At 67.7% G+C, this 14,198-nt stretch carries 14 protein-coding genes; 8 read left to right on the forward strand and 6 right to left on the reverse strand.

Translation table 11 applies throughout. From position 1 onward, the window contains the following. Both ACRDUX_RS01630 and ACRDUX_RS01635 read right to left on the reverse strand, forming a co-directional pair. Positions 1-209 (reverse strand): AAA family ATPase (locus tag ACRDUX_RS01630; RefSeq protein WP_526410373.1); only part of this gene is annotated, 209 nt, incomplete at its 3' end. Continuing rightward, the gene (locus ACRDUX_RS01635; RefSeq protein ID WP_526410397.1) at positions 206-1,357 is read right to left on the reverse strand and encodes a metallophosphoesterase family protein; all 1,152 of its coding nucleotides are present in this window, start codon (positions 1,355-1,357) and stop codon (positions 206-208) included. The genes ACRDUX_RS01635 and ACRDUX_RS01630, both read right to left, overlap by 4 nt. 129 nt (positions 1,358-1,486) lie before the next feature. Here ACRDUX_RS01635 and ACRDUX_RS01640 point away from each other — a divergent pair, with 129 nt between their 5' ends. After that, positions 1,487-1,993, forward strand: coding sequence for a SixA phosphatase family protein (locus ACRDUX_RS01640; RefSeq protein WP_526410375.1), 507 nt, complete (start codon positions 1,487-1,489; stop codon positions 1,991-1,993). Positions 1,994-2,003: 10 nt separating this feature from the next. Here ACRDUX_RS01640 and ACRDUX_RS01645 read toward each other — a convergent pair whose 3' ends face one another. Further along, positions 2,004-2,558 carry a DUF3558 family protein gene (locus ACRDUX_RS01645; protein WP_526410377.1) on the reverse strand — a complete coding sequence of 185 codons (555 nt, stop codon included), beginning with the start codon at positions 2,556-2,558 and terminating at the stop codon, positions 2,004-2,006. Then, positions 2,555-3,085 carry a DUF3558 family protein gene (locus ACRDUX_RS01650; RefSeq protein ID WP_526410399.1) on the reverse strand — a complete coding sequence of 177 codons (531 nt, stop codon included), beginning with the start codon at positions 3,083-3,085 and terminating at the stop codon, positions 2,555-2,557. Before ACRDUX_RS01650 ends, ACRDUX_RS01645 begins: the two co-directional genes overlap by 4 nt. A 184-nt stretch (positions 3,086-3,269) precedes the next feature. Here ACRDUX_RS01650 and ACRDUX_RS01655 point away from each other — a divergent pair, with 184 nt between their 5' ends. From ACRDUX_RS01655 to ACRDUX_RS01665, 3 genes are all read left to right on the forward strand, one after another. Next, the gene (locus ACRDUX_RS01655) at positions 3,270-5,006 is read left to right on the forward strand and encodes an ABC transporter ATP-binding protein (RefSeq protein ID WP_526410379.1); all 1,737 of its coding nucleotides are present in this window, start codon (positions 3,270-3,272) and stop codon (positions 5,004-5,006) included. After that, the gene (locus ACRDUX_RS01660; RefSeq protein ID WP_526410381.1) at positions 5,003-6,904 is read left to right on the forward strand and encodes an ABC transporter ATP-binding protein; all 1,902 of its coding nucleotides are present in this window, start codon (positions 5,003-5,005) and stop codon (positions 6,902-6,904) included. The genes ACRDUX_RS01655 and ACRDUX_RS01660 overlap by 4 nt, the downstream gene beginning before the upstream one ends. A 145-nt stretch (positions 6,905-7,049) precedes the next feature. Further along, complete coding sequence (locus tag ACRDUX_RS01665) at positions 7,050-9,251, forward strand: molybdopterin-containing oxidoreductase family protein (protein WP_526410383.1); 2,202 nt, start codon at positions 7,050-7,052, stop codon at positions 9,249-9,251. 44 nt (positions 9,252-9,295) lie between these two features. On the opposite strand, the gene abmR is transcribed toward ACRDUX_RS01665, so the two are convergent. Next, positions 9,296-9,847: an ATP-binding transcription factor AbmR gene (abmR, locus tag ACRDUX_RS01670; RefSeq protein ID WP_526410385.1), complete on the reverse strand. Its 552-nt coding sequence runs from the start codon at positions 9,845-9,847 to the stop codon at positions 9,296-9,298. Positions 9,848-9,914: 67 nt separating this feature from the next. Then, positions 9,915-10,118 carry a hypothetical protein gene (locus ACRDUX_RS01675; RefSeq protein WP_526410387.1) on the reverse strand — a complete coding sequence of 68 codons (204 nt, stop codon included), beginning with the start codon at positions 10,116-10,118 and terminating at the stop codon, positions 9,915-9,917. Positions 10,119-10,239: 121 nt separating this feature from the next. On the opposite strand from ACRDUX_RS01675, the gene ACRDUX_RS01680 reads away from it, so the two are divergent. The 4 genes from ACRDUX_RS01680 to ACRDUX_RS01695 form a co-directional block, all read left to right on the forward strand. After that, entirely contained in the window at positions 10,240-11,121 is an 882-nt protein-coding gene (locus ACRDUX_RS01680) for an AIM24 family protein (protein ID WP_526410389.1), read from the forward strand. Continuing rightward, positions 11,118-12,713 carry a class I adenylate-forming enzyme family protein gene (locus ACRDUX_RS01685; RefSeq protein WP_526410391.1) on the forward strand — a complete coding sequence of 532 codons (1,596 nt, stop codon included), beginning with the start codon at positions 11,118-11,120 and terminating at the stop codon, positions 12,711-12,713. The genes ACRDUX_RS01680 and ACRDUX_RS01685 overlap by 4 nt, the downstream gene beginning before the upstream one ends. Before the next feature lie 56 nt (positions 12,714-12,769). After that, complete coding sequence (locus tag ACRDUX_RS01690; RefSeq protein WP_526410393.1) at positions 12,770-12,973, forward strand: cation transporter; 204 nt, start codon at positions 12,770-12,772, stop codon at positions 12,971-12,973. Then, positions 12,970-14,198 (forward strand): heavy metal translocating P-type ATPase (locus tag ACRDUX_RS01695; protein ID WP_526410395.1); only part of this gene is annotated, 1,229 nt, incomplete at its 3' end. The genes ACRDUX_RS01690 and ACRDUX_RS01695, both read left to right, overlap by 4 nt.

Genomic DNA, 14,198 nt, shown 5'->3' on the forward strand with positions numbered 1-14,198 from the left:
CCCTCGTCCAGGTGCGTCGGCTTGACCTGCTTGACCTCCTTCTTGGTCGAGCGGTCCTTGGCCTCAAGCAGCAGGTCGAGAGCCTCGATCATCGACGACTTGCCGATCTCGTTGGCGCCGGAGACCACGACGACACCGCGATCGGGAAATTCGATGTCCCGGTGCGCGATTCCCCGATAGTTCCTCAAGACGAGACGATGCAACTTCATGCGGCGCTCCCCCTCTCGGCAAGGCGCAGCAGCAGTGCAAGCGCGGCCCGTGCGTCGTCGGCTTGGCCGCCGTCCGCACGCGCGGTGGCCACCAGTTCGTCGACGGCGGTTGCCGCGAAGCCACCGATGCCGAGATCGTCGAATTCACCGTCGGCGGGCACGACCGCGACGTGCGTCTCCCTGTCCCAGGTGGTCAGCGCGGCGAACAGGCGCGCGTACCTGTCCAGGCACGCGTCGAGCGCCGCCTTGTCAGTCACGGTCAGCGTGCCGGTGAGCGCGATCTGCACCACCGTGCGTTCCTTGTCGGGCAGCTGGTCGAGATTGATGTCGAGATCGACGACGTCCCTCGCGGTGTCGACCGATCGGCGCAGCGTGACGAACCTCCACCGGCCGATCCGGCGGCTCGCCACCCGAACCGCGCGCTGCGGGTCCTGCTCGTCCACGTCGACGACGAGGACATGGCCGGGATCGGGTTCGATGTGGTCGTAGTTGGTGACTTCGGGTGAGCCGGAATACCAGATCCGGCCCGTCGAGCCCACGTCGGTGCGAGAGTGCTTGTCACCCAACGCGACATAGTGCACTGCACCACGCGCGAGGGCGGCCTCGACGGTCGCCAGCCTGATCAACGACGGCTTGTCCCTGTCGGGCTCGAAGAGGTCGACCCCGCCGTGGCCGACGACCACACGGGTGACGCCGTCGGCGGGGAGGCCGTCGAGCACCTGGCCGACGAGATCGGCGTTCGGCTTCTTGGAACGCCAAGGCGCCGCGACGATCTGGAGACCAGGCCGCACCTCGTGCACGCCGGCGCGGTCGAGCACGATGACGTTGTCCGGACGTTCGGCGAGAAACAGGGCGCTGGTATACACCGACGAGGCGTCGAGCGGATCGTGGTTGCCCGGAAGCAGATACACCGGAACGGTGATGGCCCGCATGGCCTCGAGCGACTGGCTGACGTCGCGCGGCGCGAGCTGATTGTGCTCGAAGACGTCCCCGGCGACGACGATGAACTCCGCGCCCGTCTCGGTCGCGAGCGCGCCCAGCCCTGCGACGGCGTCCCGACGGGCGGCCGAATATCGCGGCTGCGCCTCGCCGTTGAGGAAGTGGCGGGTCATGCCGAGCTGCCAGTCGGCGGTGTGCAGGAAGCGCATCGGTGACCCCTCGGCTCTCTCGTCGTTCCCCGTCTTCTTGACGGGCATGGCGAGTGTAGGTCCGGGCCCCGACAAGTCGGCGGACCTCGGTCGGCATGTGCGCGACGCATACCGATTACCGTGGTGTCGATGAGCGCACGCGACCGCACCCTGCTGCTACTCAGGCACGCCAAGTCGGAGTACCCCGACGGTGTCGTCGACCACGAACGACCGCTCGCCCCGCGCGGCATCCGGGAAGCCGGCCTTGCGGGCGACTGGATCAGGGCGAACGTCCCGGAGGTGGGCGCTGTGCTGTGCTCGACCGCGAACCGCACCCGTCAGACGTTCGCGCGCACGGGTATCGGGGCGAACGCGCGCTTGGAGGACGACCTCTACGACACCACGCCGGGCACCGTCATCCGCCTCGTCAACGGCACGGACGACGAGGTCAAGACACTGCTGGTGATCGGACACGAACCCACCATGTCCGCGCTGGCGCTTGGCCTGTCCGATCCGCAGACCAGCGATGCGGAAGCGGCCGAACGGCTCTCGTCGAAATTCCCCACCTCGGCGATCGCCGTCCTGAAGACCAGCCAGCCGTGGCATCGCCTCGAACTGCACACCGCGACGCTCGTCGCCTTCCACGTGCCTCGTTAGGTGGCGCCGACTAGTTGTTGGTGTTGAGCGTGAGCTCCATCAGCTTGATCGCCATGGCGCACGAGTCGATACCCGGCGACTGAGGGTTCACCCACCAGCCGACCACGCCCGCCGCGTCACTGGCCACCCCACACGCGCCGCTGGCGTCGTTGGGCTTCATCACGATCGATTGCACCCCGGCCACCGACCGATTCTCGACCTGGTACTTGAGGAAGTCCGCAACCTTCTTCTCGTTGTCCAGGCTGCCCTGCTCGAACCAGAACCGGGTGATGTCGACGAGACCCTGCGGGTTCAGTGCCTGCCACCGGCACAGCGCGCCGACGAAGGTGCTCTGGATGTCCAACGGGTCGGCGCCCACCGTCTTGGCGAGGACGTCCGTCGTCAAGACGTCACACTCCTTGAGAAGGTTGGGGTACGTCTTGGCCGAGTTGTCGTTGCGCTCGGTGTTGCCTCCGGTGCCCGCCTTGACCGCCTGGCCCGACACGTCCCGCGAGCAGCCGGCGAGCATCATCACCGTGGCCAACACCGCCATCACGCCGGCAGCCACCCGGCTGGGAGAACTCATTTCGAATTCACGATCGACTGGCGGGCGAGTTCCTTGGCGACGTCACACGCATCGGGGTACGGCTTCTCCGCGAAGCTGACCGACCACTCGATGAAGTCGTCGTCGAACTGGATGCCGATCTCGCACAGGCTGGGGCCCAGCGGCGGGGCGTCGTTCAAGGCGATGAATCCGCCGTGTCCTTCGATGTTGACGTCCTCCACGCTGGTGCGCGACAGTTCCTCGGTCTTTCGCTCGCGGCCGATCGGGCTGCCCCGGTACCAGTTGAACGAGAAGTGGGGTCCAAGGATCCCGCCGCCCAACAACCACTGGCAGCCCACCGACGTCTTCGCGGTGTTGACCAGGCCGTTGACCTTGGTCAGTTGGGCCATCGTCTCGTCGGAGATACCGGCGCACTCCGGGAACATCGGCCCGTGCTTGGAGTCTGCCGCAGGCGCGGGACCCGACGAGTCGCCAGAGCCCCCCGGCTGGTCGGAACCACCGGAGCTGCCGGAGCAGGCCACGAACAACGGAATCATCGCGGCTGCCATGACGGTCAGCGCTTTGGCATGGCGTCCGCCCCTGCGGCGGCCGCGTCGTGCAATCACGCCCGCAACTGTAGCGGCAGCCTCGGGGCACAACCACCGACATGCCGACTGACCTGGAGTTTTCAGTGAATTCCCTGGCGTGTGGCCGGACAGGTTGCCAACGCGCGCGATGTGCGACAGTTGCGGAATGCTCATGCGCCTGCTGCGACGGTATGCGCGGCCATACCGCGCGCCGATCGCGGTCGTCGCTGCGTTTCAGGTGATCAGCGCCATGGCATCGCTGTACCTGCCGACCATCAATGCCGCGATCATCGACGACGGCGTGGCCAAGGGCGACACCGCCGCGATCGGCGAGCTCGGCGGGATCATGCTCGGGGTCACCGCACTTCAGGCGGCCTGCGCCGTCGGCGCCGTGTACTTCGGTTCCCGGGTCGGGATGGGCTTCGGTCGCGACCTGCGCTCGGTGATGTTCCACCACGTGACGGGCTTCTCGGCCGAAGAGACCGCCCGCTTCGGCGCTCCAACGCTGCTGACCCGCACCACCAATGACGTCCAGCAGATTCAGGTTCTCCTGCAGATGACGTGCACGATGCTCATCACCGCCCCGATCATGTGCGTCGGCGGCATCGCGATGGCGGTGCACCAGAACGCGGGGCTGTCCTGGCTGCTGCTGGTGAGCGTGCCCCTGCTGGGGTTGTCCAACTTCTGGATCGTGTCGCGGCTGCTGCCGATCTTCCGCAGGATGCAACGGCTGATCGACGGCATCAACCGCGTCATGCGCGAGCAGCTCTCCGGCATCCGCGTGATCCGCGCCTTCGCCAGGGAGCCCTACGAGCGGGACCGGTTCCGCGACGCCAACGAGGCGCTTGCGGACACCGCGATGACGGTGGGCCGGCTGCAGGCGTTGATGCTGCCGCTCACCACGCTGGTGATCAACGTGTCCAGTGTCGCGTTGATCTGGTTCGGCGGCATGCGCATCGACACGGGCGAGATGCAGGTCGGCTCACTGATCGCCTTCCTGTCCTACTTCATGCAGATGCTGATGGCCGTACTGATGGTGACGCTGCTGCTGGTGATGCTTCCGCGCGCATCGGTGTGCGCCGAGCGCATCTCCGAAGTGCTGTCCACCACGCCGGCGATCGCAAGCCCCGAGGACCCCAGGCGACCGGATGCCGCGGCAGGTGAGATCAGGATCGTCGACGCGACCTTCAGCTATCCGGGCGCCGACAAGCCCGTGCTGCAGGGGATCTCGCTGACCGCCCGGCCGGGCACCACCACCGCCGTGGTGGGGTCCACGGGATCGGGCAAGTCGACGCTGATCTCGCTGATCTGCCGACTGTTCGACGTGACCGCCGGCTCGGTGTCCGTCGACGGCATCGACGTGCGCGACTACGACGTCGAGACCCTGTGGTCGACGATCGGGCTGGTACCCCAACGCGGCTACCTGTTCTCGGGGACGGTCGCCGAGAATCTGCGCTTCGGCAAGGCGGACGCGACGGACGACGAGATGTGGGAGGCGTTGCGCATCGCGTCGGCCGACGCCTTCGTCTCCGCACACCCGGAGGGGTTGCAGATGCCCGTCGCCCAGGGCGGCGTCAACTTCTCCGGAGGTCAGCGGCAACGGCTGGCGATCGCCCGCGCCGTGATCCGCAGGCCCGCGATCTACCTGTTCGACGACGCCTTCTCCGCACTCGACGTCCACACCGACGCGCGCGTCCGCGCCGCACTCGGTGAGGCCTCCGCGGAGTCGACGGTGCTCATCGTCTCGCAACGCATCTCGACGGTGATCGAGGCGGACCAGATCGTGGTCATCGACGACGGCACGGTCGTCGGCACCGGAACGCACCATTCACTGCTGGTCGACTGCCCCGTGTACGCGGAGTTCGCGGACTCGCAGGCCATCCGCGTGGGGGATCCGAGATGACCGGGCCGGTCGGGCGGCGGCTCAACGCCGGCCTGGAGGCGCCGACCCAGCGGTCCAAGGACTTCAAGGGGTCTGCGATCCGGTTGGTGAAACGGCTTACGCCGCAACGTGTGCCGACCGCCATCGTATTGCTGATCGGCATCGTCGGGATCGCGATCGGCGTCGTCGGCCCGCTCATCCTCGGACATGCGACGGACCTGTTGTTCAGCGGTGTCATCGCCCACCAGCTGCCGGCGTCCATCACCAAGGAACAGGCCGTCGAGGCGGCCAGGGCCCGCGGGGACGGCACCTTCGCCGACCTGCTGTCGGGGATGAACGTCGTCCCCGGCCATGGCGTCGACTTCGCCGCCGTCGGCCGCACGCTGCTGCTGGCACTGGGCCTGTATCTGCTTGCATCCCTGATGCTCTGGATTCAGGCACGTCTGCTCAACGTCATCATCCAGCGCACCATGGTGGCGCTGCGCGCCGACGTCGAGGCCAAGGTCCACCGGCTGCCCCTGTCGTACTTCGACTCCCGGCAGCGCGGCGAAGTGCTGAGCCGCGTCACCAACGACGTGGACAACATCCAGACCTCACTGTCGATGACGATCAGCCAGCTGCTGACCTCCGTCCTGACCGTGGCTGCCGTGCTGGTGATGATGGTGTTCATCTCACCGTTGCTGGCGTTGATCACCGTCCTCACGGTGCCGCTCTCGCTGTGGGCCACCCGCACGATCGCGCGTCGCAGCCGCGACCAGTTCATCGCGCAGTGGCGCAACACCGGACGGCTCAACGCGCACGTCGAGGAGACCTACAGCGGATTCACGGTCGTCAAGACGTTCGGCCACCGCACGCTCGCCGAGGACAAGTTCCGCGAGCTGAACGGCGACGTCTACAAGGCCAGCTTCGGGGCCCAGTTCCTATCCGGTCTGGTGTCCCCCGCGACGACGTTCGTCGGCAACCTGAGCTACGTCGGCGTCGCCGTCGTCGGTGGCCTGCAGGTCGCAACCGGCCAGATCACGCTCGGCCACATTCAGGCCTTCATCCAGTACGTCCGCCAGTTCAACCAGCCACTGACCCAGGTGGCCGGGATGTACAACACCCTGCAGTCCGGAATCGCCAGTGCGGAACGCGTATTCGACCTGCTCGACACCGACGAGCAGACACCCGATCCGCCAGGTCCCGTCGCCGAGCGGCATGGGCCGGGACGGGTGGAGTTCGAGCACGTCGACTTCGAATACCGTCCCGGCACCCCGATCATCGAGGACCTGTCGCTGCTCGCCGAACCCGGCAGCACCGTGGCGATCGTCGGTCCGACCGGGGCGGGCAAGACCACGCTGGTGAACCTGCTGATGCGGTTCTACGAGGTGGACTCGGGCCGCATCCTCATCGACGGCGTCGACATCACCTCGATGAGCCGCCACGCGCTGCGATCCAGCATCGGCATGGTGCTGCAGGACACCTGGCTGTTCGGCGGCACCATCTACGACAACATCGCCTACGGGCGACCGGACGCCGACGAGGACCAGGTCATCGCGGCGGCGCGGGCCGCGCACGTCGACCGGTTCGTGCACACCCTGCCCGGCGGCTACCAGACCTTGATCTCCGACGACGGCGGCAACATCAGCACCGGCGAGAAGCAGCTGATCACCATCGCCAGGGCGATACTCGCCCAGCCGAGCCTGCTGATCCTCGACGAGGCCACCAGTTCGGTCGACACGCGCACCGAGCTCCTGATCCAGCAGGCCACCGCCGAGCTGCGCAGGGACCGCACGAGTTTCATCATCGCGCATCGGCTTTCGACCATTCGCGACGCCGACGTGATCCTGGTGATGGAGGCGGGCCGAATCGTCGAGCGAGGCAGCCACGATGAACTGATCGCCCGCCGCGGTGAGTACTGGTCGATGACGCAGGCGTGATTGAGCGGTCTTACGCGCCGAATTCTGCGTCTGGGTCGCGATCGGCGATCGACCACGACCGTCGTGCAGAACTCACGGGACCATCAAGCGGTGTGCTCAATGCCAATCTGCAAACGGGCGCACCCGGTTCGGGCAGGATGACGCAATGAACACGCCCACGGCCCCCAAGACGGTGCACACCTTCTGCAGGTACTGCCTGGCGTCATGCGGTATCGAGGTGACCGTCGACGGCAACACCGTCACCAAGATCGCGCCCGACAAGCAGAACCCGCACAGCTGGCATGACTTCTGCGCCAAGGGCCGCACCGCCAACCAGCTCGTCGAGCATCCGCGCCGGATCCTCAATCCGATGCGCCGCGTGGGTGATTCGTACGTCGAGACCTCTTGGGACGAGGCCATCGGGGACATCGCAACCCGCATGAACGCGCTGATCGACGCCGGCGGCCCCGACTCCATCGGGGTGTACTACGGAAACCCGGCGGGCTTCTCGTCGTCGAACATCATCTTCATGAACGGCTGGCTGGACGCCATCGGCACGCACAGCCGCTACTTCGTCGGCTCGGTCGACCAGAACGCCATGCACGTCGTCTCGGAGGCGATGTACGGGTCCCAGCTCATGTCGCCGGTGTCCGACGTCGACGACTGCGACTACTTCCTGCTGGTGGGCACCAATCCCGCCGTCAGCGCCTGGAACTGGCTGGAGACGGTGCCCGGCGGTTGGCGGCGCGCCCTCGATCGCCAGAAGGGCGGCGCCACACTCGTGGTGGTCGACCCGGTACGCACCGAATCCGCTCAGCGGGCCGACATCCACCTGGCGGTGCGGCCCGGCCAGGACTGGGCGCTGCTGCTCGCGATGGTCAAGGTGATCCTCGACGAGGGGCTCGAGCACGAGGAGGACTGCCGCGATCTGGCCACCGGCCTTCCCGGGTTGCGCGCCCTCGTCGGAGCGGCCGACCTCGAGGACCTTTGCGCCCGGTGCGAGCTCCCCCGACATCAGATCGAGGCGGTAGCACGCGACTTCGCCCGTGCCCGTGGCGCGATGGTGGTCACCCGCACCGGGGTCTCCCTACACGAAGCGGGCACCATCGCCGAGTGGCTCGGCCACGTTCTCAACGTCATCACCGGCCGGATGGACCGGCCCGGCGGTCGCCGATTCGAACGCGGATACGTCGACGCGCTGCGGATGTTCGACCTCGCAAAGCAGCCCGCCCACCTGAGCAGGCTGCGGGGCCGCGACATGATCGCGGGCGCCCACGGCCTCGCCGAGCTGCCCGAGGAGATCACCACGCCGGGAGACGGCCAGATCCGCGCCTTGGTGATCAACTCCGGCAACCCTGTGGTGTCCGGACCCGACGGCGCGAAACTCGATGCGGCCCTTGAACAATTGGATCTGTTGGTGGCCGTCGACTTCGTGCAGCGCGAGAGCCACCGCCACGCGCACTGGCTGTTGCCCGCCGTGCACTGGCTGGAACGCAACGACCTGCCCGCGTTCACCAGCAGCATGCACGACGAGCCGTTCGTGCAGTACGGAATCAAGGCGGTCGAGCCGCCACCCGGTGCGCGCGAGGAGTGGCGTATCTGGATCGACCTCGCGATCGCGATGCGCAGGCCACTGTTCGGGGCGAAGGGCGTCAACTCGTTCATCTCGGCGACCCGTCGGATCGCGCGGGTCAGCCGTCGACCGGGACTGGAGTTCAGCCCGCACTGGATCGACCGTCTGCTGATCGCCACGTCGCGGAAGATCAACGGCCGCAAGCTGAAATGGCGCGACCTGGTCGACAACCCACACGGCCTGGTGCTGGGGCCGCGGGAGTTCGGGCACTTCAGGGATGCGCTGCGCACCGACGACAAGTTGGTACACGTCGCGCCACCGGAGTTCGTCGCGCGTGCGCGCGAGCTGCTGGCCGCTTCGAGTCCGGTGGCGCCCGAGGGCTATCCGTTCACCCTCGGCAACCGGCGGCGCAGACATTCGATGAACTCGTGGCTCAACGAACTGCCCGGCCTGCATCCAGGGGGCAAGCACAACGAGGTGTTGATCAATCCGTCCGACGCGGCGGCACTCGGCATCGGCGACGGTGACAGGGTGCGGGTGTTCTCCCCCGTCGGCTCCGTCGAGCTCGACGCGTCATTGTCGGACGGACTGCGTCGCGGTCTGGTGGTCGTCGACCACGGCTGGGGCTCGAGGATCTTCGACCCACGCGGCGGGCGCGAGCCGCAGTCCTTCGGCGTCAACCGCAACCTGCTGATCGACGGCGAATCCATCGACCCGCTGTCGCAGACGTCGACGCTGAGCTCGTCCTACGTCGGAGTCGAGCCCGTCGCTACCCGTGCGATCTCGGCGCGCTGAGTCGCGAACATCGCGACCGAACGCGCCGAAATCGCAAGGGGGGGCTAGAGTTCGGGGCCCTCGGCGCGCAGGTCGTCGACCTTCGACATCGCGTCGCGCAGCTTGCCGAGCCATTCGTCGGTGTGCTCGCCGACGAGCCGAACCGACCACACCAGGGCGTCGGAGCGCGATCGCGCCACGCCGGCGTCGACCAGCGTGTCGAGCACCTGACGCTCGGGCTGGCGCAGACGCGTCATCACCGGAACGGCGATGTGCGTGAACAGGATTCGTTCGCCTGCGACCTCGACTCCCCAGGCGACCTTGCGGCCGTAGCGGTGCTCCGCCTCGTCGGCGATGCGCATGCGCTCCGATCGTGTCTCCTCACGAAAGCGTGCGGCCCGACCCGATGCGCGCGCGTCGCTCTCCTCCCCTTCGGAGCCGTCGGGTTCGGCGAGGTGGCCGACGACGGTGATCTCCTCACGATCGACGACGACCGTCGGATCGCCCGAGAACCAGCTCTCGGGCAGGCGTCCGGCGATCCACTCCGACGCGTCGCTCGCGTCGGGCTGCTGTGACTGATGCCAGCCGCCGGGGCGGCCGCGGTGATGTTGTTTCATGATTACATGATTACGCTGTTACAGCGCTTCCGGGGCAAAATTCACCTAGGGCGAACGCGCGACGCCGTCAGCGCAACTTGCGAGCCAGCGCCAGACCACCGCCGACGACCATCGCGATCAGGAGCAGGATCGCCCATCCCGCACCGGCGAGCGCCCACACCACACCGACCGCGATGATCCCCGGCGAAGCCACGAACAGGACCATTCCCGGGTGTTGCTTGACGACCTCGAGGGCACTACGCGCCCGCGCCGGGTCGATTTCTTTGGACATCTACCCAGCATGCCAGGCCACGAGGCTCGCCGACGGCGAGACGACGCTGGACTTCGACCGGTTGCCATAGTCTTCCTGCGAGACTTGGTGGACACGCCGCAATCGAGCCGAGGAGCGAACGGTGACTGGACCTGGACCTGGCAGCTGGCAACCGGACCCCGAGGGCCGCTACGACTATCGCTGGTGGGACGGCCAGGGCTGGTCCGACCAGGTGTCCCATCAGGGCCAGGTCGGCAGGGCGCCGCTCGGCGGGGCGCCACCTCAGGCACAACAGCAGACGCCGAGCCCCCAGGCGTCGGTCCATGGCGACCCCGGCCAACCCGCCGGTGACGGCTTCGCGGGCATCAGCGGCGACCTGGTCGACGGGCGGTTCAGCGAGAAGGAGGCCAAGCCGATCGCGAACCAGAACGCGAAGCTGCTGCGCGTGCGCCTCGGCGAGCCGTTCATGGCGCGCCAGGGCTCGATGGTCGCCTACCAGGGCAATGTCGACTTCGCGTTCGAAGGCGGCGGTGCGGGCAAGTTCCTCAAGAAGGCGCTGACCGGCGAGGGTCTGCCACTGATGCGCTGCCAGGGTCAGGGTGACGTGTTCCTCGCCGAACAGGCCCACGACGTACATCTGCTGAACCTGACGAACTCGGGCCTGTCGATCAGCGGAAAGAACGTGCTCGCCTTCTCCGCGAACCTCGACTGGAACATCGAACGGGTCAAGGGCGGCAGCATCGCGACGGGTGGACTGTTCAACACCACGCTGCGCGGCACCGGCTGGGTGGCACTGACCACCGACGGCCCGCCGGTGGTGCTCGATGCCGCGGAGGCGCCGACGTTCGCCGACACCAACGCCGTGGTGGCGTGGTCGGCGAACCTGCAGACCCAGTTGAAGACCAGCTTCAAGGCGGGCGCGCTGATCGGCCGCGGTTCTGGCGAGGCGCTGCAGGTCGCCTTCCACGGCCACGGATTCGTCATCGTCCAGCCCTCGGAGGGCATCCAGATCCCGACGCAGTGACGCACACGTCGAGCAAGGTCTGGAGCGCGGAGGTCCGCGCGGGTTCCTACGGCGGCCATGACGGCCTCGTGTACGACGACGGCCCGTCGACGTTCGACGACCTGGTCGCCGGGACTGGGGTATGGACCGACCGGCCCTTCCTGGTCCACGGCGACCGGCGCATCACCTTCGCGGGGTTTCGCACCGCGGCCCATGCTGCCAGGGCGCACCTCGCCGGCCTTGGCATCGAATCCGGCGACCGCGTCATGGTATTCGGCTACAACAGCCCCGAATGGGTGGTGGCGCTGTGGGCGGTGTGGCTGTCGGGTGCCGTGCCCGTCCTGGCCAACCGATGGTGGAGCAGCGCCGAAATCGACCACGCCGTAGAGGTTCTGGCACCCCGGCACGTCCTGACCGATGCCGACCTCGCGGTCTCCGCCCCCAGCAGTGCCCTCGGCGACCTGCACGCGGCGTTCGACGCCGGAGACGCCGGTGACGTCGACGACTCCCCCGCACCCGACACCGACGCCGACGGCCCTGCCTTGATCCTCTTCACCTCCGGCAGCTCGGGGATGCCGAAAGCCGTTGAACTGTCGCGCCGCTCGGTGATCTGCAACCAGCACGACATCATGCAGCGGACCGGTCGGCTGCCCCATCTGCTCGACGACGACTCCACGCAGGTGGTCAGTCTGGCCACCACGCCGATGTTCCACGTCGGAGGGCTGTCGAGCCTGCTCACCCACTTCCTGACCGGCGGGAAGATCGTGATGACCGAGGGACGCTTCGATCCGGGCCAGATCCTCGCGCTCATTCAGCGGGAGGCCATTCAGATCTGGGGCGCGGTGCCCACCATGGCAATTCGCATCCTCGAACACCCCGACTTCGATTCGTTCGACCTGTCGAGTCTGAAGTCGTGGCCCCTGGGCGGAGCGCCCGTCACCACCGCACTGCTCGACCGGATCAGGGCCAAGCTGCCAAGGCTGCGCGAACGCGGACTGAGCAACACCTGGGGCATGACCGAGGCGGGCGGGTTCCTCACGGTGGCCGACGCGCGGGACCTGAGCCGTCATCCCGGAACCGTTGGCCGGCCCTACCCCGTCGTGGAGATCCGCATCGCCGACCCGGACGACGATGGGGTCGGCGAGGTGCTGGCCCGCTCGCCCACGGTGATGAACGGCTACGTCGGGGTCGATCCGGCAATGAACGCAGAGACCGTCGACGCCGACGGCTGGCTGCACTCCGGCGACCTGGGCCACCTCACCGAGGACGGTTACCTCTACATCGACGGCCGTAGCAAGGACGTCGTCATCCGAGGCGGCGAGAACATCGCCTGCCCACACGTGGAGGCCGCGATCGCCACGCATCCCGCCGTGGTCGAGGTGGCTGCGCTGGGGATCCCGCATCCCGACCTCGGCGAGGAGCTCGTCGCGGTGGTGGTGCACCAGGCCGGCGCCGAACCGCCGACCGCCGAGGACCTGACCGCTCACGTGACGGGCGTGCTGTCGTACTTCGCGATCCCCACGCGGTGGGAGATCCGCGCGCAGCCGCTGCCGACCCTGGCAGGCGAGAAGGTCGACAAGAAGTCGCTGGCGCGATCGTTCGGAGCGAGCTGAGGGACGAATTGAAGGGCCAAGCTACCCATACCCCCTATGGGTATATAGTGGTGGGCATGAGCGTCTTGTTGGAAGTGCATGGCATGAGCTGTGCGCACTGCGTCTCGTCGATCACCTCGGCCGTCTCGCCACTCCCCGGGGTTACGGCCGTCGACGTCGCACTGGCCACGGGCATGGTGCGCGTCGACGGCACGCCGGACGCCGAAGCCGTCGCTGCCGCAATCGAGGACGCCGGGTACGACGTCTTGCCACCTACATGAGCAATCTCACCCTGGCCGTCGACGGCATGACCTGTGCCTCCTGCGCAGCCCGAATCGAGAAGCGGCTCAACCGAATCGACGGAGTGCACGCGAGCGTGAACTTCGCGACCGAACAGGCATCGGTCGACTTCGGCGACGGCGTGACGGCCGACGACCTGGTGGCCGCGGTCAAGGCCACCGGCTACACCGCGACGGTTCATCGCCACGCGCACGCCCACGACGACGGATACCTGCCAAGGCTGGTCGGGTCCGCCGTGCTCAGCCTGCCGGTGCTCGCCGTGTCGATGGTCTCGGCGTGGCAATTCACCGGGTGGCAATGGCTGGCCCTGGCATTGACCACACCCGTCGTGGCGTGGGGGGCGTGGCCGTTCCACCGGGCCGCCGTGACAAATCTGCGCCACGGAGCGGCGACGATGGACACGCTGGTGTCCGTCGGCGTGCTGGCGTCGTTCCTCTGGTCGGCCTACCAGGTGCTCGCTGGAGACGCGCACCAGCACCTCTATCTCGAGGTCGCCGCGGTCGTCACCACCTTGATCCTCGCGGGCCGCTACTTCGAGGCACGGGCCAAGAAGCAGTCGGGCGCCGCACTGCGGGCGCTGCTGGACATGGGCGCCAAGGACGTTGCCGTCGTGCGCGATGGCGTCGAGCGGCGCATCCCCGTGGATCATCTCGCCGTCGGCGACGTGTTCGTCGTGCGACCGGGCGAGAAGGTCGCAGTAGACGGCGTGGTCACCAGTGGCGCCTCAGCCGTCGACGCGTCGATGCTCACCGGCGAGTCGGTGCCGGTGGAGGTCGGCATCGGCGACGAGGTGACCGGAGCGACGGTGAACGTCGGCGGGCTGCTGCAGGTCCGCGCGACGAGGGTGGGCGGGGACACCCAACTCGCCCAGATGGCACGACTGGTCGAGGACGCCCAGAGCGGCAAGGCCGAGGTCCAACGGCTGGCAGATCGGGTGTCGGCCGTCTTCGTTCCCATCGTGATCGCGCTGGCCGTGCTGACGTTCACGGGTTGGCTGCTGGCCTCCGGATCCGCGACCGCCGCGCTGACCGCCGCCGTGGCAGTCCTGATCATCGCGTGCCCGTGCGCGCTCGGTCTCGCGACGCCGACCGCACTCCTGGTAGGCACCGGTCGAGGCGCCCAGCTCGGCATCCTGATCAAGGGTCCGCAGGTGCTCGAGTCAACCAGACGCGTCGACACCGTCGTGCTCGACAAGACCGGCACCGT

This window comes from Mycobacterium sp., from assembly GCF_050701675.1.
GTDB lineage: Bacteria > Actinomycetota > Actinomycetes > Mycobacteriales > Mycobacteriaceae > Mycobacterium.